The 20,645-nt window shown below is 41.7% G+C and carries 20 protein-coding genes and 1 pseudogene; 4 read left to right on the forward strand and 17 right to left on the reverse strand.

Annotation, left to right across the window (positions count from 1 at the left end; translation table 11 throughout):
* The first annotated feature begins 413 nt into the window (after positions 1 to 413).
* Positions 414 to 977, forward strand: coding sequence for a CBO0543 family protein (locus ASD40_RS04520; RefSeq protein ID WP_057302145.1), 564 nt, complete (start codon positions 414 to 416; stop codon positions 975 to 977).
* 254 nt (positions 978 to 1,231) lie between these two features.
* Here the strand turns inward: ASD40_RS04520 and ASD40_RS04525 are convergent, their stop codons facing one another.
* The 10 genes from ASD40_RS04525 to ilvB form a co-directional block, all read right to left on the reverse strand.
* Positions 1,232 to 1,648 (reverse strand): SRPBCC family protein, encoded by a 417-nt coding sequence (locus tag ASD40_RS04525; protein ID WP_057302146.1) that lies wholly within the window; start codon positions 1,646 to 1,648, stop codon positions 1,232 to 1,234.
* Complete coding sequence (locus ASD40_RS04530; RefSeq protein WP_057302147.1) at positions 1,645 to 1,974, reverse strand: ArsR/SmtB family transcription factor; 330 nt, start codon at positions 1,972 to 1,974, stop codon at positions 1,645 to 1,647. The genes ASD40_RS04525 and ASD40_RS04530 overlap by 4 nt, the downstream gene beginning before the upstream one ends.
* Positions 1,975 to 2,029: 55 nt before the next feature.
* Complete coding sequence (locus ASD40_RS04535; protein WP_057302148.1) at positions 2,030 to 2,461, reverse strand: DoxX family protein; 432 nt, start codon at positions 2,459 to 2,461, stop codon at positions 2,030 to 2,032.
* 451 nt (positions 2,462 to 2,912) lie between these two features.
* Positions 2,913 to 3,830, reverse strand: a complete 918-nt coding sequence (locus ASD40_RS04540; protein ID WP_057302149.1) for a hypothetical protein — start codon at positions 3,828 to 3,830, stop codon at positions 2,913 to 2,915.
* 230 nt (positions 3,831 to 4,060) lie between these two features.
* Positions 4,061 to 4,738, reverse strand: a complete 678-nt coding sequence (locus tag ASD40_RS04545) for a DUF7002 family protein (RefSeq protein ID WP_057302150.1) — start codon at positions 4,736 to 4,738, stop codon at positions 4,061 to 4,063.
* Between the two features lie 254 nt (positions 4,739 to 4,992).
* Positions 4,993 to 5,535: an NAD(P)H-dependent oxidoreductase gene (locus tag ASD40_RS04550; RefSeq protein WP_057302151.1), complete on the reverse strand. Its 543-nt coding sequence runs from the start codon at positions 5,533 to 5,535 to the stop codon at positions 4,993 to 4,995.
* Between the two features lie 236 nt (positions 5,536 to 5,771).
* The gene (locus ASD40_RS04555; protein WP_057302152.1) at positions 5,772 to 6,755 is read right to left on the reverse strand and encodes an SLAC1 anion channel family protein; all 984 of its coding nucleotides are present in this window, start codon (positions 6,753 to 6,755) and stop codon (positions 5,772 to 5,774) included.
* A 317-nt stretch (positions 6,756 to 7,072) separates the two neighbouring features.
* Entirely contained in the window at positions 7,073 to 7,279 is a 207-nt protein-coding gene (locus tag ASD40_RS04560) for a hypothetical protein (RefSeq protein WP_057302153.1), read from the reverse strand.
* A gap of 57 nt (positions 7,280 to 7,336) precedes the next feature.
* Positions 7,337 to 7,855, reverse strand: coding sequence for an acetolactate synthase small subunit (gene ilvN, locus ASD40_RS04565; RefSeq protein ID WP_057302154.1), 519 nt, complete (start codon positions 7,853 to 7,855; stop codon positions 7,337 to 7,339).
* Positions 7,852 to 9,591: a biosynthetic-type acetolactate synthase large subunit gene (gene ilvB, locus ASD40_RS04570; protein ID WP_442952627.1), complete on the reverse strand. Its 1,740-nt coding sequence runs from the start codon at positions 9,589 to 9,591 to the stop codon at positions 7,852 to 7,854. The genes ilvN and ilvB overlap by 4 nt, the downstream gene beginning before the upstream one ends.
* 293 nt (positions 9,592 to 9,884) lie before the next feature.
* Between ilvB and ASD40_RS04575 the strand changes: the two genes are divergently transcribed.
* A complete protein-coding gene (locus ASD40_RS04575; RefSeq protein ID WP_057302156.1) occupies positions 9,885 to 10,796 on the forward strand; it encodes a LysR family transcriptional regulator in 912 nt (303 codons plus the stop codon).
* 592 nt (positions 10,797 to 11,388) lie between these two features.
* Here ASD40_RS04575 and ASD40_RS04580 read toward each other — a convergent pair.
* From ASD40_RS04580 to ASD40_RS04600, 5 genes are all read right to left on the reverse strand, one after another.
* Entirely contained in the window at positions 11,389 to 12,432 is a 1,044-nt protein-coding gene (locus ASD40_RS04580; protein WP_057302157.1) for an LLM class flavin-dependent oxidoreductase, read from the reverse strand.
* Positions 12,433 to 12,457: 25 nt separating this feature from the next.
* A complete protein-coding gene (locus tag ASD40_RS04585) occupies positions 12,458 to 12,961 on the reverse strand; it encodes a MarR family winged helix-turn-helix transcriptional regulator (RefSeq protein ID WP_057302158.1) in 504 nt (167 codons plus the stop codon).
* A gap of 12 nt (positions 12,962 to 12,973) precedes the next feature.
* The gene (locus ASD40_RS04590) at positions 12,974 to 13,747 is read right to left on the reverse strand and encodes a pirin family protein (RefSeq protein WP_057302159.1); all 774 of its coding nucleotides are present in this window, start codon (positions 13,745 to 13,747) and stop codon (positions 12,974 to 12,976) included.
* Between the two features lie 368 nt (positions 13,748 to 14,115).
* Positions 14,116 to 14,853 carry an SDR family NAD(P)-dependent oxidoreductase gene (locus tag ASD40_RS04595; RefSeq protein ID WP_057302160.1) on the reverse strand — a complete coding sequence of 246 codons (738 nt, stop codon included), beginning with the start codon at positions 14,851 to 14,853 and terminating at the stop codon, positions 14,116 to 14,118.
* 97 nt (positions 14,854 to 14,950) lie between these two features.
* The gene (locus ASD40_RS04600; protein ID WP_057302161.1) at positions 14,951 to 15,490 is read right to left on the reverse strand and encodes an NAD(P)H-dependent oxidoreductase; all 540 of its coding nucleotides are present in this window, start codon (positions 15,488 to 15,490) and stop codon (positions 14,951 to 14,953) included.
* A gap of 649 nt (positions 15,491 to 16,139) precedes the next feature.
* On the opposite strand from ASD40_RS04600, the gene ASD40_RS04605 reads away from it, so the two are divergent.
* Together ASD40_RS04605 and ASD40_RS39340 are read left to right on the forward strand one after the other, a co-directional pair.
* Positions 16,140 to 18,125: a hypothetical protein gene (locus ASD40_RS04605; RefSeq protein WP_057302162.1), complete on the forward strand. Its 1,986-nt coding sequence runs from the start codon at positions 16,140 to 16,142 to the stop codon at positions 18,123 to 18,125.
* Between the two features lie 136 nt (positions 18,126 to 18,261).
* A pseudogene (locus ASD40_RS39340) lies at positions 18,262 to 18,342 on the forward strand (stalk domain-containing protein); the annotation flags it as partial.
* 156 nt (positions 18,343 to 18,498) lie between these two features.
* Here ASD40_RS39340 and ASD40_RS04610 read toward each other — a convergent pair.
* Together ASD40_RS04610 and ASD40_RS04615 are read right to left on the reverse strand one after the other, a co-directional pair.
* Complete coding sequence (locus ASD40_RS04610; protein WP_057302163.1) at positions 18,499 to 18,972, reverse strand: DinB family protein; 474 nt, start codon at positions 18,970 to 18,972, stop codon at positions 18,499 to 18,501.
* Positions 18,973 to 19,026: 54 nt separating this feature from the next.
* A complete protein-coding gene (locus ASD40_RS04615; protein ID WP_057302164.1) occupies positions 19,027 to 20,202 on the reverse strand; it encodes an MFS transporter in 1,176 nt (391 codons plus the stop codon).
* Between the last annotated feature and the right edge of the window lie 443 nt (positions 20,203 to 20,645).

Consider the following 20,645-nt stretch of genomic DNA (forward strand, 5'->3'; position numbering starts at 1 on the left):
AAGTCGTAATCTGATTATATCATCGTGTCTGTTTATATGCAATAAAAAGAACCTGATAAAGCTACTCAGGTTCTTTTTTGATTCCCCGCATCATTAGTCACATCAAAAACCTTAGTTCGAGCGGAACTCCGTCACTGCATAATTCCCTAGCGGTCCTATGCAGCCTATGCAAATCCTGAAGTTGCATCGACCAACCTTTCAATTATTACTATACATTTCCTCTTCAACTTCTCTTCTCTCGAACCAATTACACCATATATTTACAATATAATTTCAATATAAGTTCCATTCTCAATTGCGTTATACTGCCCGTTTACTTCAAAAGGCTGCCGACTACCGACAAAAAATTGGTAGGATATGAGTATATAAACTTGATTTTGTGAAAGCCTATCCATAAAGGGGGCAACAGCGCTATGTCGGATGAGCAAAAGGAAGCACTCAAGGAGTTGTCAGACCGTATATCATCAGTAACAAATGATTGGTCGACGTACTGGAAAACATACTCAAATATAGATACATGGCAATTTTGGGTAATGATAACATTTTTTATCGTGCCTTTGATTGCCTTAGTATTTATGATTGACAGAAAAAAAGCCTTTCGGATTGGCTTTTATGGTCTAGTCGTTCACGTATTTGCTATTTATAGTGACATGTACGGCACAACACAAAAGTTATGGGAATACCCTTACACATTAACACCTTTTTCACCATCAAGTTTTGGTTTGGACGCTTCTCTAATACCTGTTACTTATATGTTATTGTACCAATGGACGGTTAATCATCGCAAAAACTACTATTTATATATTGGTTTATTAGCTATAGCTTTCGCATTTGGATTTAAGCCCTTTCTTTCCTCCATTGGATTGTTTCATTTAGTGAGAGCAAGTTATGGCTACCTTTTCTTATTTTACCTAGCAGGAGGCTTTGTTAGTAAATGGGTGACCGACTTATTCAAACTTGCACAAGAGCGTGCTTAAACAACCCTTGGACAGACGAAAGATATGAAGCAATTAAAGGATGCAACAGATGAAATAAAAGAGAAGTTTTATAAAGAAACCACCTCGTTGTCAGAGAAGTGGCTTTATATGGTCAAGGTATACTTTGAGTTTAGATACAACTATGGTGATCCTTATCATATATAAAAAGGACTGCTAAAAATTTGCTGATTACTCAGCATTAGACTAAGACAGCATAATAAAACAACAGCAGCTTAGAACTTAAAAATAAAGTCCTAGACCGCTGTTTCAAGCTCGCCGCACCATTTACCCCAGCCATATTTAGCTCCACCCAGTGCTTGAGCATTTGAGATTCCGGAATGTTCGAGATGAAGGTTAACCTTTGCGTCCCCTAAATCCTGCAGCGTCCAGGTGACCGTGTGCATCTCTCCTCCACTGGCCCGAGTATAGGACAACCGGTTTGGTGCGTCCACGATAAGCACTTCGCCGTCAACAATTCCATCCCACCATTCGGTCGGCTGAGTACGAAACTGAAAACGATGTCCTACGACGGGCTTAAAATCATTTTCCATCGCTTGACCGGTGTGGATGTTGGCCACCCACTTGCCAAGCTTGCTTGAATCGGTTAAGGCGGACCAAAGTTTCTCAATCGATGTCTTGTACTGGAAATCCAAGGTTAATACTAAACTCATTCTTCTTCCTCCTCTAATAGTTGGTTCAAGCGCAACATATTTATACTCCAGAACTTGTCGTAGAAAGCCACCCAATCTTGAATTTCTCTGAGTGGAGAGGCGTTTAGCCTATATCTCGTTTCTCTGCCGACTTTTCGTTCAAGTACCAGTCCAGCTTCTTTAAGGATTGTCAAATGCTTGGATACCGCTGTACGGCCCATTTGAAACTGTGCCGTTAATTCATGAAGCGGTATCTCCTCTGCCTCTGCTAACAGACGAATTAGTCGGCGCCTAGTCGGATCTGCAATCGCGTCAAAAACATCCCGCAATTGGTTGTTCTCGCTCATAACGCCCCCTCCTACGCTTTTTGTTTACTCCTCAATCAGATACTTTAGTAGAAATCTATTGGTGGTAAAGTTTACGGCTCTTCGGACGTAGCGCCCACGAGGCGATATTTAGTGCAGCATATGAAAGCGGAAGGATAATATGAAACCCGTAATCACCATAATCGTTAGCAAACGCATGAGATAAAGCCGCACCGGTCATTAAAAAGAAGATTCCAGCGTGAACCCATTCTTTAAGCCGAGGAAAACCTGGCACGACGAGAGCGATGGCTCCAAGCACTTTCCAAATCCCGAGAATGGTCAAGACGTATAATGGGTAACCAAGATTTTTCACTAACTCGATGTTTCCCCCATATTGCATCAGCTGCCCGATACCACTTAACACAATAGCTACTGCGAGTAGAATGGTAACTGACCAATAAGCAATCAAATTTCCTCGGGACTGGGTTTCTAGTTTCGCGGTTATTTCCGCATGGATAATTTTACTCATTTTGTTTCCTCCTCATAATTGTTTCAAGCGAAACTTATTCAGGTTCCAAACATTCCAATTGGACACCATTTGGTGACACTTTGATTATAGGTCACCATTTGGTGTCATGTCAAGCGGATTTTGCTTAGAAAATTACAGGGAGCTTATGAGAAGCAATACATGTTCTTGTCCTGATTCGGAAACCGAGATATGTACTTGTCACTGGCCTTTGACAAGAACATATCTCGTTAAAATGAAAAAAGCCGCAACTGAGCGGCTTCTTATCCATATATATTCTTGTCACCCTTGCACAACTGTTCCGGCCGTCCATCGTTTGGACCTTCAGGCACCGAACGCGCTGAAGCTATTTATGCCATGGTTCTCTTCCTACCCGGTCCTCCATTCACCATACTCTGGCTTTCATCTGATTACTTGGTAGGGGCTATGAACATCTATGATGGTAACTTTCTGTTTACTCAGCTATGTCTCGTATCGCTTGTTTGTTTCTGAACTGACTGAATGCTGCAGAAATACACATCAAAACTCCTGTTGTGACAAAGACACCTACTGGAAAACCCCAACTCCCCCATACGGGGAAAATAAGTGGCATCAACGAGACACCAAATGCAACAGGAATAGGTGTTTTAAACAAATTACAAAGAATGAGTGTAATCAAAACATTAACGACACCAACCCAAATGATCGAACCTGCCAACAAATGATAGACTCCGACTGAAAGAATGGCTGTTATCGTCAATACTGCTAAACGGGGTGGAATCAATTTCCAAGTGAATTTCTCAGCATGAAACACCTCAAAAATCAGGGCAAATACTGGTGGAACGACTAAAACTTCTAGTCTTGTTGTGAATGCCAGCCCAATCCAAAGAGCTAAAACAATGGTTATGATAACCGTATCCGTTTTCTTTCGAAAATTGTCCGGACCACCAGGCAACTTTTCTGGATTTCTCAATCTAAAAGCAGCCAACATAATCACAAACGTAAAGACAGCAGTTGTGATTGCAAAAACATAGTCATGTAGACCTAAAAAGATCGGCAACAATGTTGCAGGAATCGTTGGTCCAAAATTGACGCGAAATATATGCATTAAAATGACAATAATCATAAGACCAAACAATATTTTCGGCAGCGGCATTAGGGACAAATCGTTCAAAGAGGTGCCAATGAATGCACCTAATGTTGGGGAAAGCCACAGATGAACCGGCTTCTTCACCCAATGCGGTACAGGAAACACCATAACCCCCATGGCCATACCAGCAATTTCCGGGAAAACAATATCCTTTTGTTGTAGAACAACAGCAGCAACAAGCATGAGAATGACTAAAATGTATGCTGACAAAAAACTTCTGGATTTTAGAATATTCCAAATCATTTCAATCGTTCTCCTTTTCGACACAAGGCCACTACATGACGGATCTGTAATGGTTCCTTTCTCACTGAGATAACAATTCATTCCTAAATATTATCCGTTTAAGAATGCATTTTATACCCTTTGTATAACAACTCATTCTTTCCGATATTAAGTAGACTCCCGACTGTTATCAACTCCTACCAAAGTAATCGAACTCAATAAATTACCGGCCAGTTGTAATGACTCGATTCTTAAAATCCTTGAATAGATTGTGCATAATTCCTCCATCCTTCGGGAATCTCCTTATTATTTTTACAATAAATGGCCTGTAAATAACAGGACAAGTTCGTTACTTTCTTTTCCACAAGGACCTCGCGGATTTCAGAAGGTTTTGAAGGCACATCATTTTCCCGCACAATCTCGAATTGGTCTAGCGGCAAAAACATTTGCAAACTTTTTTTATAGGAACAACGCGTTGGGTAACGAGGTGAGCTTCCCGAATCGTACTTAGACAACTTAACAGTGTCATAGAAGTCACAAAGCAATGAATGTGCATCCAATTGAAAAATAGCAAATGCTTCATCTGGTTCTCTTCTTGAATAAATCTCCAGCATTTTTTGACAATCTCTTTGCGTCGGCCAAAAAAATACGTGCTGATCCAGATAATTATGAAATTGCTGATGAGTTGTTTTTGCATCCATAACTTGATCTGCAATTCGTAGATGTGCGTTTGCTACAAAAACATTTCCGTGAAAATGAATTTCTCTCCTAACTATCCGTCTTTCATTTGATAAGTTAGGATCAACTTGATTACATGAATACAAAGCATCAAGGTGTGCAATTGAAGGCAAGTTGCGGACTCTCGTAAAATGAAATAGTGACTTCCTTTTTGAGCTGTTCGTTATTTTTTTTACAACTGAATCGTTCATACCATGATCTCCCTTTTCCTCTCATTGCAATAAAACGGAGTTAAATTAAATTATGACCTCTCCCCTGAGTCTTTTATAAGTAAGACCAATGTAGAAATAAACAACAGTCCAAAGATTTATTCGAAAATCTTTGGACTGTTGTTTGGTTTTTCGACGGTGTAACGATAATTTTTAGTTTTTGCCCACCGTTAATACCATCTTCAAAATAAGTCGTTTATATCTTCTCAATCAATGGAAAAGACTGATTAAATCTTTCATGAATGTACTACTGCTGGCTTCACAGTTCTAATATGCTGAATATAATCTTTACTGCTCTTTGCTAGTCGCTCTTCCGTGACGTCTGAGGAGTCGTTTAGTGAAAAGTGAGGCAGATAAGTGGCACTAATAAAATGAGCAAGTGCTTCTACTGGTCGCAATATTTCTTGAAGTGTAAAGCGATTAGACCCGGTTGCTTGATACGATGCTTCAGAACCATATGTTGAAATTGCAACACCTATTTCTTTACCTTTTATCTTAGTTGCTTCCGGTCCATAGGCCCAACCATAAAGTAATACTTGGTCAAACCACTTTTTGAGTAATGGTGGCGTACTGTACCAGTAAAGCGGATATTGAAAAATAATTCGATCATGCGACTCAATCAATTGCTGCTCTTTAGAAACATCTATATTTTCATCAGGGTACGTTTTATATAACTCATGAATGGTGATATCATCATGTTTTTGTAACTCCTCCACCCATGCTTTATTCCAGTTAGATGCTTCGATGTTCGGGTGAGTAACAATTACTAAAGTTTTCATTTTGTTCGCTCCATTTCATATCATTTATTTTGGAATATTTTTAAAACTAAGGAGGTCGTATTTACCTTATTATTATCTAAAAAGAAGCCCCCAACTATTCAATACCAGCTAGAAATTGATGGGCTTGTACATTAGCTTATTTACAGGCTGACTTTGAACGTTGATTTGAAATCTCTCACCACTAATAAGATCTGAACTATCTATCACTCAGCGATTGCATGTGGAGCAATTCATGATTATCCTTTAAGCAGACTCCCATTAAGTAGCACCTTTATTGTTCGAATAAAGAGAACGACCACAACGATACTGAGTAAAGCCAGAATAATCGCGGAAATGGTGATTAACAGCCACGAATCCACGAACATCGCATATTTTAAAGCAGCATTGCTGAGAGCAGCTATCGGAAAGCTTACACCCCACCAGGAAGCGCCAAACGGGATGGACTTTTTGAATACTTTGAAGAACAAGACAGTGAACAAGAACAGACCAAAGTAGAACAAAATGGAGGCGAACTGATCAATTCCGTGTTCAAAGTTCGTATAGCCAAGAAAACCAACCTCAAACGGTGCAATCATGATTATCATAGAAGGCGTTAACCCTGCTGGCATTGGAGCGTGATGAATCAATCTGGATAGGATCAACGTGAAGTATACTAAAGCCACGGTTCCACCGATTGCAAGGGAAAATAAATTAAATTCATGCGCCCATGGGAACGGCATTGTCCCCCCGGCAACCGAAATATCAAGGGTCCCTACCACAGGTACCAGAGAAGCCGGAACCTTGTTAAGCGGCTCGTGATTCCCGTTCAGCAAGCGTGCAACGAAAACAAAACAAAGCGCTAATGCCAATACTGCTCCGATGATCCAAATCACTTGCCCCGATATTTGACTGTAGATGCCGATCACGGAGGAAAGCAAGAGTATGGCAATCGTGATCGTACCGAAAAAATTTCCCACAATGGGATGCATAAATTCACTTTTGACTTTCTGAGGGTATAAAACCCATTTTGAAATATAACCTATGCTTAACGCGATAAAAATCACAAATGCAACAATTCCTATAATATCAGCAATGACGGTGGAAGTGCCGAATAGCTTGCTTGCTTCTCTCCAAGCCAATGATAGACCTGAAATTCCCATAACCGACGCAAATAGGTTAACGGGTAAGAATTGAATTGAACCGATGCTTTTTTGTTTCTGTACGGCAGTTATGGTTTGCATGGATGATAGTCACTACTTTCTTTAATAATTTATATTGACCCGCTTGGCCAATTTCCGAACTAAACCTAATTTATCATGCTTTTAAACGTTTTTTACAAATCTCTCCCGTATGCCGCAATAAGCAAAACAATGGCAATTCACATCCTTAAGCTAATGCTTGTTCAAGGCAGCCATTTATAATTACGTTTGCTCCTCGTTTCACCATTTCAATTGCCGCAGCTTTTCAAATTTCGCTGCTTTCACCGGTAATTACTACAACTTTACCTTGAAAACTCATTTTTATTGCCCCCTAATTTACCTATTAAAAGGTAGTTCAATTAGAAATTAATTGAGATTTGAGGAGCTGGTGAAACAATAAAGGTTGATTCTGTACGTGAATACTGTCTGTTACCCACCTGTACCTCATCGTCAGTGTAAGCTTCTATAGTACCCCCTCCGATCATTCTTCCGTCCTTCATGACCATTACATAATGGCTAAAAAAAATGGCATTGTCTAACTCAGTGTCATGATGAAGTGATTTCATGTTATCTCTTCCTTCCATTTTTAATTGTCTACTTAACGAATGAATTTAACTCGTTGGTTAACATGTTAATGTTGTATTAGGTAGTAAATCACCTACGACTTCTCCACGAGTCATAGCCGTCAAACCTGTACGTGTTAGTTCCAAGATGCCATAGGGTCTCAGCAGCTCAATTAATGAATTAATTTTATCTTGATCTCCAACAACTTGAATGATTAGACTTTCCAATCCTAAATCGACTATAGAAGCACGAAAGGGTTCAACAATACTTAAAATAACCGGTTTCACTTTAGACACAGCACTTACTTTGATAAGTGATAGCTCGCGGTCAACCAGCGGATAAGCGGTTAATTCAACAATTTGAATAACGTCGATTAGTTTATTAAGCTGCTTTTGTACTTGTTCGAGCGTTTTATCATCTCCGGATGTCACAATGATCATTCGGGACAATCCAGGTTCTTCTGACTGACCTACAGTTATACTGTCAATGTTGAAACCGCGGCGTCCGAATAATCCAGCAACTCTCTGTAAAACACCCGGATGGTTGTTTACAAGAACAGATATAGTGTGGCGTTTCATCTTTCATCCCCCATAATCATTTCATCTATCGTGGAACCCGGGGCAACCATTGGAAAAACATTCTCATCCTGAGTAACAACAAAATCAATAAGTACAGGGCCTGGTGTTTCCAAAGCATTTTTCCACACCTTACGAGCCTCTTCTTTGTTTGTTGCCCTGAGCCCTTTAACACCATAGGCTTCTGCCAGTTTTACGAAATCTGGACTACCAGAGAGGTCCATATGACTAAAACGACTATCGTAAATGATTTCTTGCCATTGCCGTATCATGCCTAGGACCTGATTATTCAGAATAACGATCTTCACCGGAATGTTATGAATAGCGCAAATCGCAAGCTCTTGTGCATTCATTTGAATCCCTCCGTCGCCATTCACGGACACCACGAGTCGGTCTGGGCAACCTACTTGTGCCCCTATTGCCGAAGGTAAACCAAAGCCCATTGTTCCAAGTCCACCCGAGGTAATGAACGAACGCGGATGCTTAAACTTATGAAACTGAGCAGCCCACATTTGATGCTGACCTACGTCCGTAGTGACGATCGCTTCGCCATTGGTTGTTTCGCTGATCAATTCAATAACGAATTGTGGCTTTAAAGTTATTTCCGAATCCGTGTAACGAAGAGGATAGTTTCTTTTGTTTTCTTGAATTTCAGTCAGCCATGCTTCTGATTTTGCTGGTTTCGCATGAACGTTAGCCTGTTGAAGCACGGATTTCACATCGCCAATACAAGGGATCGCCGTTTGAACGATTTTCCCAATTTCTGCTGGATCGATATCGATATGCGCAATAGTTTTCGCCTTAGGAGCAAATCCGCTAGTTTTCATCGTTACTCTATCGTCAAAGCGTGCTCCAATACTGATGAGAAGATCGCAATTTTGTAAGGCTTTATTCGCTGTGTATGTTCCGTGCATCCCCGGCATGCCCATCCATAATTCATGTGCACTTGGAAATGCTCCTAAAGCAAGTAATGTCGTCGTAACTGGTATCCGGGTTTTTTCTACAAATTCGAGCAATTCCTTGGATGCGTCCGAGTATATCACGCCCCCGCCAGCCAGAATGACTGGACGTTCAGCTTCTTTGATAGCCATGAGTAACTTTTCAATTTGTATTAGATTTGGATGAATATCCGGGTGGTACCCCCGAATCTTAGGATTATCTAACGGATATTGAAAGATCATCTTTTGGCTCGACACATCCTTTGGAATATCGATCAAAACCGGCCCCTTTCGTCCCGTGGAAGCTATATAAAATGCCTCATGAATGATCTTTGGTAACTCATTGACATCACGAACTAAAAAGTTGTGCTTGGAAATAGGCATTGTGATGCCGGTAATATCCGCTTCCTGAAACGCATCAGTACCAAGTAGCGGCGTCGGAACATTTCCTGTAATCACAACTAATGGAACAGAGTCCATATTAGCAGTGGCGATACCTGTAACAAGATTAGTCGCCCCGGGGCCCGATGTAGCAAAGCAAACCCCAACTTTTCCTGTAGCGCGTGCATAGCCGTCTGCAGCATGAATTGCCCCCTGCTCATGACGAGCTAAAATATGTTTGAACTCTGGAATATCATGAATGGCGTCGTATATGTTCAGGACACTTCCTCCTGGAATCCCAAAGACACTTTCCACACCTTCAATCAACAAGCTTCTGACAAGTGCCTCAGATCCTGTTACCATGTCGTTTTTCATAAGTCTATTAAGCCATTCATGCTCCAAGTGTTGTCCCTCAATCATTTTCATTATTTTTCCCTCCCATTTTCCCAAAAAATTAAAACTCCTTTCCGCCAAAATTCGATGTATACAACAATTAGGGACGAAAGGACCATTTGAGGGTACCACCCAAATTCACCGGAAATCCCATTATTTCTAGCCACATAGAGTCTAAGTAAACTCTTTGACCTCAAGTAATTATTTAAAAGTTTCTTGATTGCTTTCAGGATATGTTATCATAAAGTTATCTATTTCAGTTATGGAAAGATTCAATACCCGTTATTCCAAAACTCGATAACTAAGGGGATGTTAGAATTATGATTGACTTGTTAGAAGGGAGATTTTTCAAGACATTCCTTGCAGTAATAGAGGAAAAGAGCTTTAATCGTGCGTCGGAAAAATTGGGATATGTTCAATCTACTGTTACAAATCATATTCAATTATTGGAACGAGCATGTGGTCAAAAGCTGTTTCATCGTTTATCAAGAGGAGTAAAACCGACTGAAGCTGGTCTAAAACTCGCTAAATTTGCCCATCAATTTGTACATTTGGGGCTGACATTAGAAGAAGCTATGAATGAATCGAACCAACCAAAAGGAACGATTTACCTAAGTATGCATGAATCTTTTTTTGTTACGAGAATGTCTCCGCTTATACAACAGTTTCATCTCAAATTTCCGAATGTTAAATTTAGAGTAGAAACAGGATATCATCATAATGTAATTGATGATGTTTCGCAGCATGTTGTTGATCTCGGATTTCTTCCTCGAAATCCCCAACGTGATGACGTTAATTTTTACCCCATGATTGAGGAAGAGTTGATTTTTATTGCCTCAGATGAATTGACAAGAAATGTTGAGGCTAATGGTTTGAAAGTACTAAACAATGAAGCTGTAATCAGCTATGGAAACAGTTGTTTGTATCATACTCAAGCCAACAAGGTTTTAGAGGAGGCCGGAATAGAAGTAGGTAATGCCATTCAATATCCAAGTATCGAAATGATAAAAAATGCTGTAAAGTGTGGTATAGGTTTTGCATTAATTCCTAAAATAGCAGCGAAAAAAGAAATAGATGAAGGAGTTTTCCGATCGTTGCCTTTAAGCTCAGGGATTTTTTCCACCCATGGAATTATCGTAAATAAAGATAGGAATTTAAACTTTCCAGCCCAAATGTTTAAGTCATTCGTATTGGATCATTACTCTTTTCAGACCGATCCTGAAAAAGCTTGATTTTTCAAGCTTTTTCGAATTGGTTTATGTAGGCATTTTTGTGTGATTACCCACCCACCTTAAATTTCCAGCTTTAATCGAATTTCCCTTCCAATTCATGTAATAACATGTTGAAAGCGCTACCTTAAACGTTGGAATTACGGTATCAATGAATATCAGGAGGATCTAGTCCGAGGTAGACGGTGTAATAGATTCCGCTTATATCGAAGAATGGCTGGAGAATAACTCTTTCTCAAAATCCATTATAAAGAGGCCGACCCGAATTTTTAAGATTCAGGACAGCCTCTTCTTACATATTTATATTCGCATGACCGATGCGTTGCATGGCTGCGTTGTTATAGAGTACGTCGAGCCCGCCGTAGGCGGCAACCTGCTTCCTCAACGACTTGCCGCGCCTGTTCGGGGTCCGTGAGATTGATTGGCGCGATGCCCGTCATCTCACCGCCGCGCGACGTACGAGTTCGACCGTCTCGTTGTTAGCATCAGACTGGATGTCGTCGCACCCGATGACCATTGCTCCTTCTCGCGCAAAGGTCAGAGCCGAAACGCGACCATACCTCCTCCTGTGCCAGTGATCAGCACTACCTTCTTGTCAAGCTTCCCATCTTGCGACCTCTTCCCGAACTCGCGGTGCGACTTCCTTACCCAATAGTTCAATGGATTTCATAACATCCTCATGTGGCATGCTGCCAGCTGGTAAATGTAGAAAAAATCGTGAGAAGCCTAAATGTTTTTGCATATAAATAATTTTATTGGCCACCGTTTCGGGATCGCCTACGTAGAATGCGCCTTCTGGGCTGCATGAAGCATCGAATTGTGAACGGCTATAATGTCCCCAACCACGCTCTTTACTCATTGAATTAAACACTGCCTGAGTTGGAGGGAAATACTTTTCGGCCGCAAGAGAGGTACTCTCTGCAACGAACCCAAGTGAGTGTACGGCTATCTTTAATTTCGATGCATCATGTCCTGCACGAGTAGCAGCTTCCTTATAGAGTGGCACGAGCGGAGCAAATTGCAAGGGGCTCCCGCCAATGATCGCCAAAATAAGAGGCAGTCCCATTTCCCCTGCTCGTATGACCGATTGCGCATTACCCCCACTGCCAAGCCATACGGGTAAAGGGTTCTGAACTGGACGCGGATACACACCCAGATTCGTAAGGGCAGGTCGATGCTTTCCTTTCCAGGTTATCTTTTCCGAGTCCCTTAATTTTAATAATAGTTCCAATTTTTCCGCGTAAAGCTCATCATAGTCTTTTAAATCATAACCAAACAATGGAAACGCATCGACCATAGAGCCTCGACCCGCGATAATCTCAGCACGACCATTTGAAATACCATCAAGCGTGGCAAATTGCTGAAACAAACGTACTGGATCAACAGCAGAGAGCACGGTAACCGAACTGGTTAAGCGTATCCTTTTGGTCATGGACGCCGCTGCAGCCAGCACAACGACAGTAGCGGAATCCGCAAATTCCTTACGATGATGCTCGCCGACCCCAAATATATCCAACCCAACCTGATCAGCAAGGACGATTTCTTCAACTACCTCACGCAACCGCTCTGCGTGACTTATTGTCTTGCCCGTTTTAACATCCGGTGTTGTTTCGACAAATGTATCTATACCTATTTCCATTTTCAAATCCCCCTACATACTAAATTTAAGTAAAATCCATCTTTAAAAAAGCATCTGATCCATCATTTTTGCATTGCCTTCTCGATTCTTGGATACCATACCCAATTTTCTTCAGCACGTGAATAAGTTCGAGCTTCTCTCCGTCCGTTGCGAAGCACAAATTATCGGAGATCGTTTGAACATGCCTTGGGAAGATATTATCAAAGTAGCTTCGCCCTTCAGTAGTCAATGTCACATTCGTTTTTCGTCGATCACCCGGGATAGGGAGTCGTTCCACGAGGCCCTTCTTCTCAAGCTTATCGACCACGTAGGTGATACTCCCGCTTGGAATCGAGAAGGTATCGCTTATTTTCTGGATGGGCTGCGGTCCTTTATTATAAAGAAACTCCAAAATTTGAAAGGTCTCCCCACTGAGGCCATAGCTTTCAATGTCACGTTCTAAGCACCCGTACAACTCTTTCACCATGTTTCTTATTACTCGTATTAATTTTAAATCAAGTTCCTCACCTTCATCATCGCGTTCAGTCATTCTCCATCCCCCTTATCTGGCCTTATCATACAAAGGATATTCAACCTCAGTAGGAACTTCAATTAGAAACATTCGAAGCTTTTCACCTGAAGCGCGTATGTTGATTACTTCTTCTTGTTCAGATTGAATGATCGCAAAGTCTTTATTCTTGAATGAGGTTGGTTCTTGGCCGGATACCCAGATGGAACCACCTGTACCTCTAATCGACAACCCTGCAAGTATCCGGTTTGGCAATAGCCTATGGGCAACTGATGCTCCTGGCTGAATCTCGACGTCGTACATCCGCGCATCAGTTACCAGGTGAAGGACCGGCGAGCCTTCGCCTAATATCGTCTTTACGTTTACCCCATCCTTGCCTGACTGAGGAAACTTCTCGTGCTTGAATAGCGAATAGGTCGGTTGTCGTCTTACTGCTTCATTCAAGTAGGGCTCAAGCCAAATTTGAAAACCCTCGTAACCCGCTTCGACGCTTTCCGCGTGTTGAATACCCGAGCCTGCTTGCATCACTTGAATATCACCCTGTTCAAGAATGCTTTCGGTGCCTAGTGTGTCTTTGTGAAAGCCTTGACCGGCAATACCATATGAAATAATCTCAAACCCCTGGTGAGGATGAAGCCCGATCCCTCCTTTTGCGGCAGCATGCGCCCAAGACCAGTAAAAAAGAGGACCAAGCCTGACCGTAGCTGCCCCTTGCCCCGAGAAACCTAGAGGTTTCTGAACTTGAATTTTGCCGCGGTCAAATTCTTCTTTAGCTTGATATTCAGGTTCTAATATTTGAATATTCATTTGAAAAACTCCTTTTCTTAAAGGTTTGCTCCAAATCAAATGGACAATAACCGCAGATTCACCAAACTGCAGCAATCGGGTCGAAAGAAAAGATATCTTATTAATACTATTCCTATAATTATTTATCCTAACTTTAGTTATTATAATATTAGCATTTATATGTGTCAAGCTGTAAAAAGTAGGACATCTGCGAAAAGAACGCAAACCAAATCCCCCTACAACAAGGGGGCCTTCAACTGTTTGCTCGCAAGTTATAAACATGCCAATAGGGCAGCAGCCATGAATGGGCTGCCACCCTATTGGGAGAGCTTTTATATCACAATAATTAATTTTCACATCGATATTCTCATATCTGCTGCTGCATTTGCTTAGTGACCAGCATTCTGTCCGCCATCAACATATAAGATTTCACCAGTTACAAAGTTAGCTGAATCCAGATATATAACTGCTTCTACGATATCATGCGACTCGCCCATCCTTCCCATAGGATGCAGTTTAGCTAGAGCATCGTGAGCTTCAACTGGATGCATGGGTGTTTTAATTACCCCTGGTGAAACAGCATTTACACGGATACCTCTGGAAGCATACTCAATAGCAAGTGATTTTGTTGCAGCCTTCAGACCGCCCTTTGTCAATGAGGCAAGTACGGAAGGAACGTCAACTGACGGTTGGTCAACCAGACTCGTCGTAATGTTAATGATGTGCCCCGTTCCTTGTTTCAGCATTGCAGCCACCGCACGCTGGGTAACGTGGAAGAAACCGACGACATTCGTAGTTAAATATGTTGTAAAGTCCTCTTCTGTATACTCTGTGAATGGTTTGGACATGAAGATACCGGCATTATTAATTAGAGTATCGATACGCCCATAGCTAGCCAAAACTTCATCGATTAGACGCTGCGCAATCTTAGGATCTGCAATATCACCTGCAACATAACGAACTTGTTTTCCTGTGGAATCAATTTCTTTTGCGGCTTCAACCAACGCTTGTTCGCGCCGTCCATTGATGACTACATTCGCTCCTCGATTCACCAGCTCAATCGCCATAGCTTTCCCAAGACCGCTGCTTCCGCCAGTTATCACAAATACTTTTCCTTGGTTACTCATTTTTTTCTCCCCTTTTTTTAATTTATGGTAATTAATGAACCCCATGTGACATCAGGGGCAACTCGTTTCCGTAAAAACGTCAATTATCAAGTTATTATTAACCAATAACCACTGGCTTTACACTTTTAATATGTTGAATGTAATCGACTTTGCTTTGTGCCAATCGTTCATCGTTAAGGTTAGAAATATCGTTCAGAGAAAAGTGAGGCAGATAAGAAGCGCTGATAAAATGAGCTATAGCTTCAATTGGACGCAATATTTCTTGCAGTGTAAAACGATTGGATCCAGTTGGTTGATAAGATTCTTCGGAACCATATGTCGAGACACCTACGCCAATTTCCTTACCTGCTGTTTTGGCTCCTTCAGGCCCATAAGCCCAACCGTATTGTAATACGGTATCGAACCATTTTTTTAGTAATGCAGGCGTGCTGTACCAAAAAAGTGGAAATTGGAAAATAATCCGATCATGTGCCTCTACCAATTGCTGCTCTTTAGAAACATCTATATTTTCATCAGGGTAGACCTTGTATAATTCATGAATTGTAACATCACCGTGCTTTAGCAATTCCTCCACCCATGCTTTATTCACGCGGGATGCTTCCATGTTCGGGTGAGTTACGATTACTAATGTTTTCATTTTAGTTACTCCTTTTTATAGTTATAGGTTTTTTATTTATGACTGTTTCTAGTACGATTTCTATTATTAATGAAAATGATACTTTCTTGTTGTTCACTAATGGTCCATCGATATCTTCCCAAAAATGCGTCATTTTCATGCCATGCTTTATAAATAAGTTGATAACATGATCTTTGAACCGATCTTAAATTGCTCGCATCTTGCCATGATTCACATGATACATTCACTGTTCGTACAACTCCACTTCACCTCCTTCTACTAATAAATTGAAATTCCTATCGAATACCGCTGCTTCCACCTTTAATCACGTACACCTTACATTGTAAACTGCTGCCTCCATCCTTATCGATTAATAGGTAGATTTTATACTTAAAAAATACCGCCTTCGGACGGAGTCGTATCCTATTTAATTTCTAATGTATTTTTGCTTTTGTTACTATCATTCCCGTTCATATTACTACATTCGACATATCATGCATAATACAGAATAATGATAATTTATATCTGAAAACAAGATACCTAAATCCAAATATACAGGAAATCTAACAGGTGAATGTAGCCTTATTTGAGGCCGAAAGCACAACTTCCGATCTATTTCTTAGTAGAATATACTAGACATAGAAAATAAAGGAACGAAGGAGTAGACCTTATGTGGAAAAAAGCTTCAATGCTTGTACTGCTCGGAGTCGGCATGCAGCTCGGTTTGCTAACCGCAACAGGAAGCGCCTATGAATATGCGGATACGCCTACGGAGCCGGTGGATGGAATTTTTATTCCGAAGCAGCTTACGTTTATTGAAAACATGCCCTACTACGTCATCCCGAATAAGCTGCGTAATCAGCCAGAAGGTACATTCGCGCCGCAAACGGTTGAAGTCGTTGAAGCCGAGGCCAATTGGATGACATCAGGAAATTGGTGGAAAATACATACGGACATCGGCGACCGCTGGATCAAAACCGCTCCATGGCAAATTGAAGTCCCGCCGCCGCCGACCCTGCGCTTAATGTCCGAAACGCCGTTATACGCGCGGCCATCGGAAGCCGGAGGTCAAACCGCGGTGCTAACGCCGCAGGAAGTTACCGTCGTCGATGCGGAGAAGACCTGGTTTCGCCAAGCCGAAGGGGATTATAACCCGCAGCGGTGGATCAAAATCCACACAACGTGGCTAGGGGATCAGTGGGTTCATTTGCATTTGGATGAGATCGGGAATCTGCAGCCGCTGGATCAGCAGGTTTTCTATCCGAATATTTATTACAATAGCACGCCGCATATGAATTACATCTCGTATCAATATGAGGGGTATCTGACTTCACTTTTTGTTCATCAAACAGCGAAATTCCGTTCCTTGCTCGGGAGCTCCTACCAATTTGAAACGATACAAGGCTTAAAATGGGCGTTTGCACCAGGCATGCTGATAGTGCCCGACAAGCAAATCCTCAAACGAAAGCATCCAAGTCCTTTATTCGGTTATCCGGATGCGAATGCCGAGATTGCAGCAACGATTCCTGCCGGTGATCTGAACGTGATGGAGACCACGACCAATCTGGATGCGCCGTGGAGCGTTGAGAACTGGTATCATGTCAAAAACAATCAAGCCGAAGGTTGGTTCAGCCCGACCTATGCCGAACCCGAAGATACCGTGGACGATACTGCTTCCCTCGAGCTCAAGGCGCATGTGACCGCTATATATCAATTCCCGAATACGAGAATATCGCTGGACAATGGCCAAATCGGGCCTCAATCTGTCTCCCCTCTCGCCGCTTGGACCGCACCTGACGGCACACGCTGGTACAAAATTAATTCCTTTGTAGGCCAAGGTTGGATTCAAATGAATCCATATCAAGACCGTGTCGTACTGAAAAACCGCGAAAATGACGTCCAAATCCGTTCGAAAACCTCCTATCAAGGGGYATTTTATCAGAACGAATCCGGTGTATTTACTTATGGGTCTGATACGATCGGCGGTATGCTGAAGGGAGAACCGGCTTTCCGTTCAGCGTTTTTGGCCAATCTATTTCACTATGAGATATCTGGGCCTGACTCCGCGGGCTGGTGGACCTTCAAGAACGCGGACGGCTATGCGGTACAACTGAAAGCTGGCGAGCCGGCAGCCAAGACATTCTGGGACGGCAAGCTGGCAAATGTCGTCAAGCTCACGGAAGCGCCGGCCACGGATTCAGATTCGAAACAAGGGGCTCCCCTTCTAAGCTTAACCCATCTCAGGATTTTGTTCGGCGTGACCACAGCTTACTATGATAAGGTTTCCTATGGAGATAAAAATGTAACGCTCAGCACCAAGGACTATGAGATTTCCGGCTTTGACCTGCCGGAAAAGGCAAACACAGCGAAGCTTCATCTCACAGGGCTGCTGTATGAGGACTTGTACAAGGATGAAAAGGCAATTGACCCGCAATTGCAAATCATTGTCAACAACCGTGAAGCTGCAGACAACCAATCCCCTGTTCAACTTGCACAAATGAAGCACCTCTACAATTTGCGCTATCAATTCGGCTTATCCGATATCGGACTTGACGTTACGTTGAAACCGGGGATAAATCACCTCTCCATTCAATTCAAGGCCGGGGAACGCATCCTGTTACAGCAGGATTGGGAAGTGACCGCGCCGCGAAATTAAGCGCTCCATATAAATAGGCTGCTCGTTGATGAAACGAACCAGCCTTTTTTTCGATTTCGGCCACATGTAGTTTAAACCTTGTGAACTTTCCATTCTCCGGTTAGATTGAATTAGGTATTGAAATAATCTAGATGTTCCTATAAAGCTCAAAGATGGGGTTACCATGGTTCCGCTGCGGTTTGTAAGTGAGCGGTTCTTCTGCCAGGTCCAAATTTAAAGACAGTAAATTAACTTACGTACCCAAAAAGTCTCGACCTGTGAACTGAAGTTCCAATATGGAACATCCAGATTCACAGGCCAAGTAGATTTTCATTCATGGTGATGGCCGACAGGCCATAATAGCCTCTTCTAAATTAGTATCTTGTTTTGTATATTATTTTTGTTGCAGCACTTGCAGCATTGCAGCTACAACGCCATTATGATTGGATAAATGAGCAGCAGTCGTAAGAATCAGCTCTCCGAAATTTTCGGCTTTTTTAAAATTCTCTGGTACTGGCTCTTCGAGTCTATCTTTCAACGCATTGTAAATATGTTCACGTTGTTCTTTCAACTGAGCTGTCATGGTATCCCATGCAGGCAGTTGAGCCAGCTGCTCTTCTTTCCAGTCCGTTACTTTCGTTCCATAATGGAATAGATCTTTATAGTTTTGTGGTAGTGACATGGTTTGTTGCGAAAGACCAAACACATGAAACTCAGTAATTCGAAGTACATGCCCTAAATGCCAATAAAGGCTGGTGTTAAAACCTTGAGGGATAACCATGCGTTGGTCCTCTGGACATTTTGCAAGCAGGTTCATAAAATTATCATGTTCAACATTATATAGGTGAAATACAAAATCTTTTCTCATTTTTTCTGTCTCCTTAAATTTTATATTATGAACAATCACTCAAAATAATTAACCTTATTGTGTACCTTTAGAATAAAAACGATTAAATTTGACTGAATAAATCAACACATAGATAACGATTAGCGCAGCAAACAAGTTTATAAGAACCAACGAGAAGTTCAAACTAAAAAATTGAGTCAGCACTCCGACGCCAACAGGGGGAACAATGAATCCTGAGTATGCGCAGAAATAAAATGCCGAAATGACTCGCGGACGTTCTTCCGGCCTCGGCAACTGGCTGGCAAATCTTAAAGAAACTTGAAACGTCCATCCAGCGCCAATTGCTTGAATGAGGATGCCGGTCCAAAGCAATAATAAACTCGCTGTCTGACCAGAAAAAGCAACAATCCACGATCCAATGGCAAGAAACAGGATTCCTATACGCATCCGTATAACAGGATTACGCGGCCAAGGAAAGAACTGCGTCAAGGCCCCCCCGCCTAGAAGCACCAATATTAACAACCCGGAAATAGAGAGATTGGTGGTGTGAATAACATTCTTGACGAAAGATGGAATAAGAGAAAACACAACTCCACCTAAGGTGAAAAGAGTAAATATCGGAAGCCCGATAAAAGACCAAAAGTGGGAACGAATATTGTCGGGAACACCGAGTGAAATCTTTGTTTTAGCCGGTTTCTGCGCTTTGGAATCTTCGTGCTTAGGTAACATTTCCAGAAATATTAAGGAACTAAATAACATGACGAGCAGAAACCAATACGGCAAACGAAGAGGCTGAAATTGCACATATTGAATGATTAAACCTGAAATGGCTGGGCCAAGGCCAAAACCAATGTTTACCGTTACTCCTGACAACTTGATTGCCGTACTCACTTTATCGTGAGAGGTTTGTTTTAATAAAAAAGCGCTGGCAGTACCTGTAAAAGCGCCATAGGCGATGCCTTCCAAGATCCTTGCCGCATAGAGCATCCATACGTTGAAACTTCCTATAAAGAGTAACGTCGATGCGATGGAAATCCAAATACTAAAGCGAAGAACCCTTTTCAACCCCCAGGCGCTTCCTCTGGCTCCCACGACAAGCAAGGTGGGCAGCAGGATAGCGGCATAAACGGCAAACAAAATGGTGATTTCCAAACTGCTCAGCCGATAATGCTCCCCATATAAAGGGAATAATGAGGAAATAAAAGTAGCTCCGCAGGACATCATAAGAACAACCCAAAGCATTCTTTTCATTTTAGTAATTTCCTTCTCTCATTTATATTTGACCTACTAGTAGGTAAATATTCATTATAGATAAACCCCTTTTAACTTTTAATAAGCGATTTATCTGATTCAGAACTTGGGATAATACATCCATTCCCAATGTACGTTATATTGTAAAGCACCTTTTATACATGACAGTATGGTATAAGCTACTGCATTGACATCTTCTGATTTTCGAACCATATCTTCATTATACCCTGCTGTAAGAATACTTATTAAAACCTTTAATTCAAGCTGACTTACCTCTTGGACAGCTCCTAAATCCTCCTTTTTTTTAAAATGGTAATGTATGCTTGCTTTGTGTTTTTCGATTTTCCATAACTGAATATAACTTACTAGTAGGTAAGTGTCAAGCTTATCGGATCAGAAATCTCCCCCACGCCAGTGCATCGAAGTTCAACCATACCGATATT

Source organism: Paenibacillus sp. Root444D2 (assembly GCF_001426375.1).
GTDB lineage: Bacteria > Bacillota > Bacilli > Paenibacillales > NBRC-103111 > Paenibacillus_E.

Coding starts and splice junctions, on each gene's coding strand:
- ASD40_RS04520 (WP_057302145.1), top strand. CDS start 414: ATGTCGGATGAGCAAAAGGAAGCACTCAAGGAGTTGTCAGACCGTATA.
- ASD40_RS04525 (WP_057302146.1), bottom strand. CDS start 1,648: ATGAGTTTAGTATTAACCTTGGATTTCCAGTACAAGACATCGATTGAG.
- ASD40_RS04530 (WP_057302147.1), bottom strand. CDS start 1,974: ATGAGCGAGAACAACCAATTGCGGGATGTTTTTGACGCGATTGCAGAT.
- ASD40_RS04535 (WP_057302148.1), bottom strand. CDS start 2,461: ATGAGTAAAATTATCCATGCGGAAATAACCGCGAAACTAGAAACCCAG.
- ASD40_RS04540 (WP_057302149.1), bottom strand. CDS start 3,830: ATGATTTGGAATATTCTAAAATCCAGAAGTTTTTTGTCAGCATACATT.
- ASD40_RS04545 (WP_057302150.1), bottom strand. CDS start 4,738: ATGAACGATTCAGTTGTAAAAAAAATAACGAACAGCTCAAAAAGGAAG.
- ASD40_RS04550 (WP_057302151.1), bottom strand. CDS start 5,535: ATGAAAACTTTAGTAATTGTTACTCACCCGAACATCGAAGCATCTAAC.
- ASD40_RS04555 (WP_057302152.1), bottom strand. CDS start 6,755: ATGCAAACCATAACTGCCGTACAGAAACAAAAAAGCATCGGTTCAATT.
- ASD40_RS04560 (WP_057302153.1), bottom strand. CDS start 7,279: ATGAAATCACTTCATCATGACACTGAGTTAGACAATGCCATTTTTTTT.
- ilvN (WP_057302154.1), bottom strand. CDS start 7,855: ATGAAACGCCACACTATATCTGTTCTTGTAAACAACCATCCGGGTGTT.
- ilvB (WP_442952627.1), bottom strand. CDS start 9,591: ATGATTGAGGGACAACACTTGGAGCATGAATGGCTTAATAGACTTATG.
- ASD40_RS04575 (WP_057302156.1), top strand. CDS start 9,885: ATGATTGACTTGTTAGAAGGGAGATTTTTCAAGACATTCCTTGCAGTA.
- ASD40_RS04580 (WP_057302157.1), bottom strand. CDS start 12,432: ATGGAAATAGGTATAGATACATTTGTCGAAACAACACCGGATGTTAAA.
- ASD40_RS04585 (WP_057302158.1), bottom strand. CDS start 12,961: ATGACTGAACGCGATGATGAAGGTGAGGAACTTGATTTAAAATTAATA.
- ASD40_RS04590 (WP_057302159.1), bottom strand. CDS start 13,747: ATGAATATTCAAATATTAGAACCTGAATATCAAGCTAAAGAAGAATTT.
- ASD40_RS04595 (WP_057302160.1), bottom strand. CDS start 14,853: ATGAGTAACCAAGGAAAAGTATTTGTGATAACTGGCGGAAGCAGCGGT.
- ASD40_RS04600 (WP_057302161.1), bottom strand. CDS start 15,490: ATGAAAACATTAGTAATCGTAACTCACCCGAACATGGAAGCATCCCGC.
- ASD40_RS04610 (WP_057302163.1), bottom strand. CDS start 18,972: ATGAGAAAAGATTTTGTATTTCACCTATATAATGTTGAACATGATAAT.
- ASD40_RS04615 (WP_057302164.1), bottom strand. CDS start 20,202: ATGAAAAGAATGCTTTGGGTTGTTCTTATGATGTCCTGCGGAGCTACT.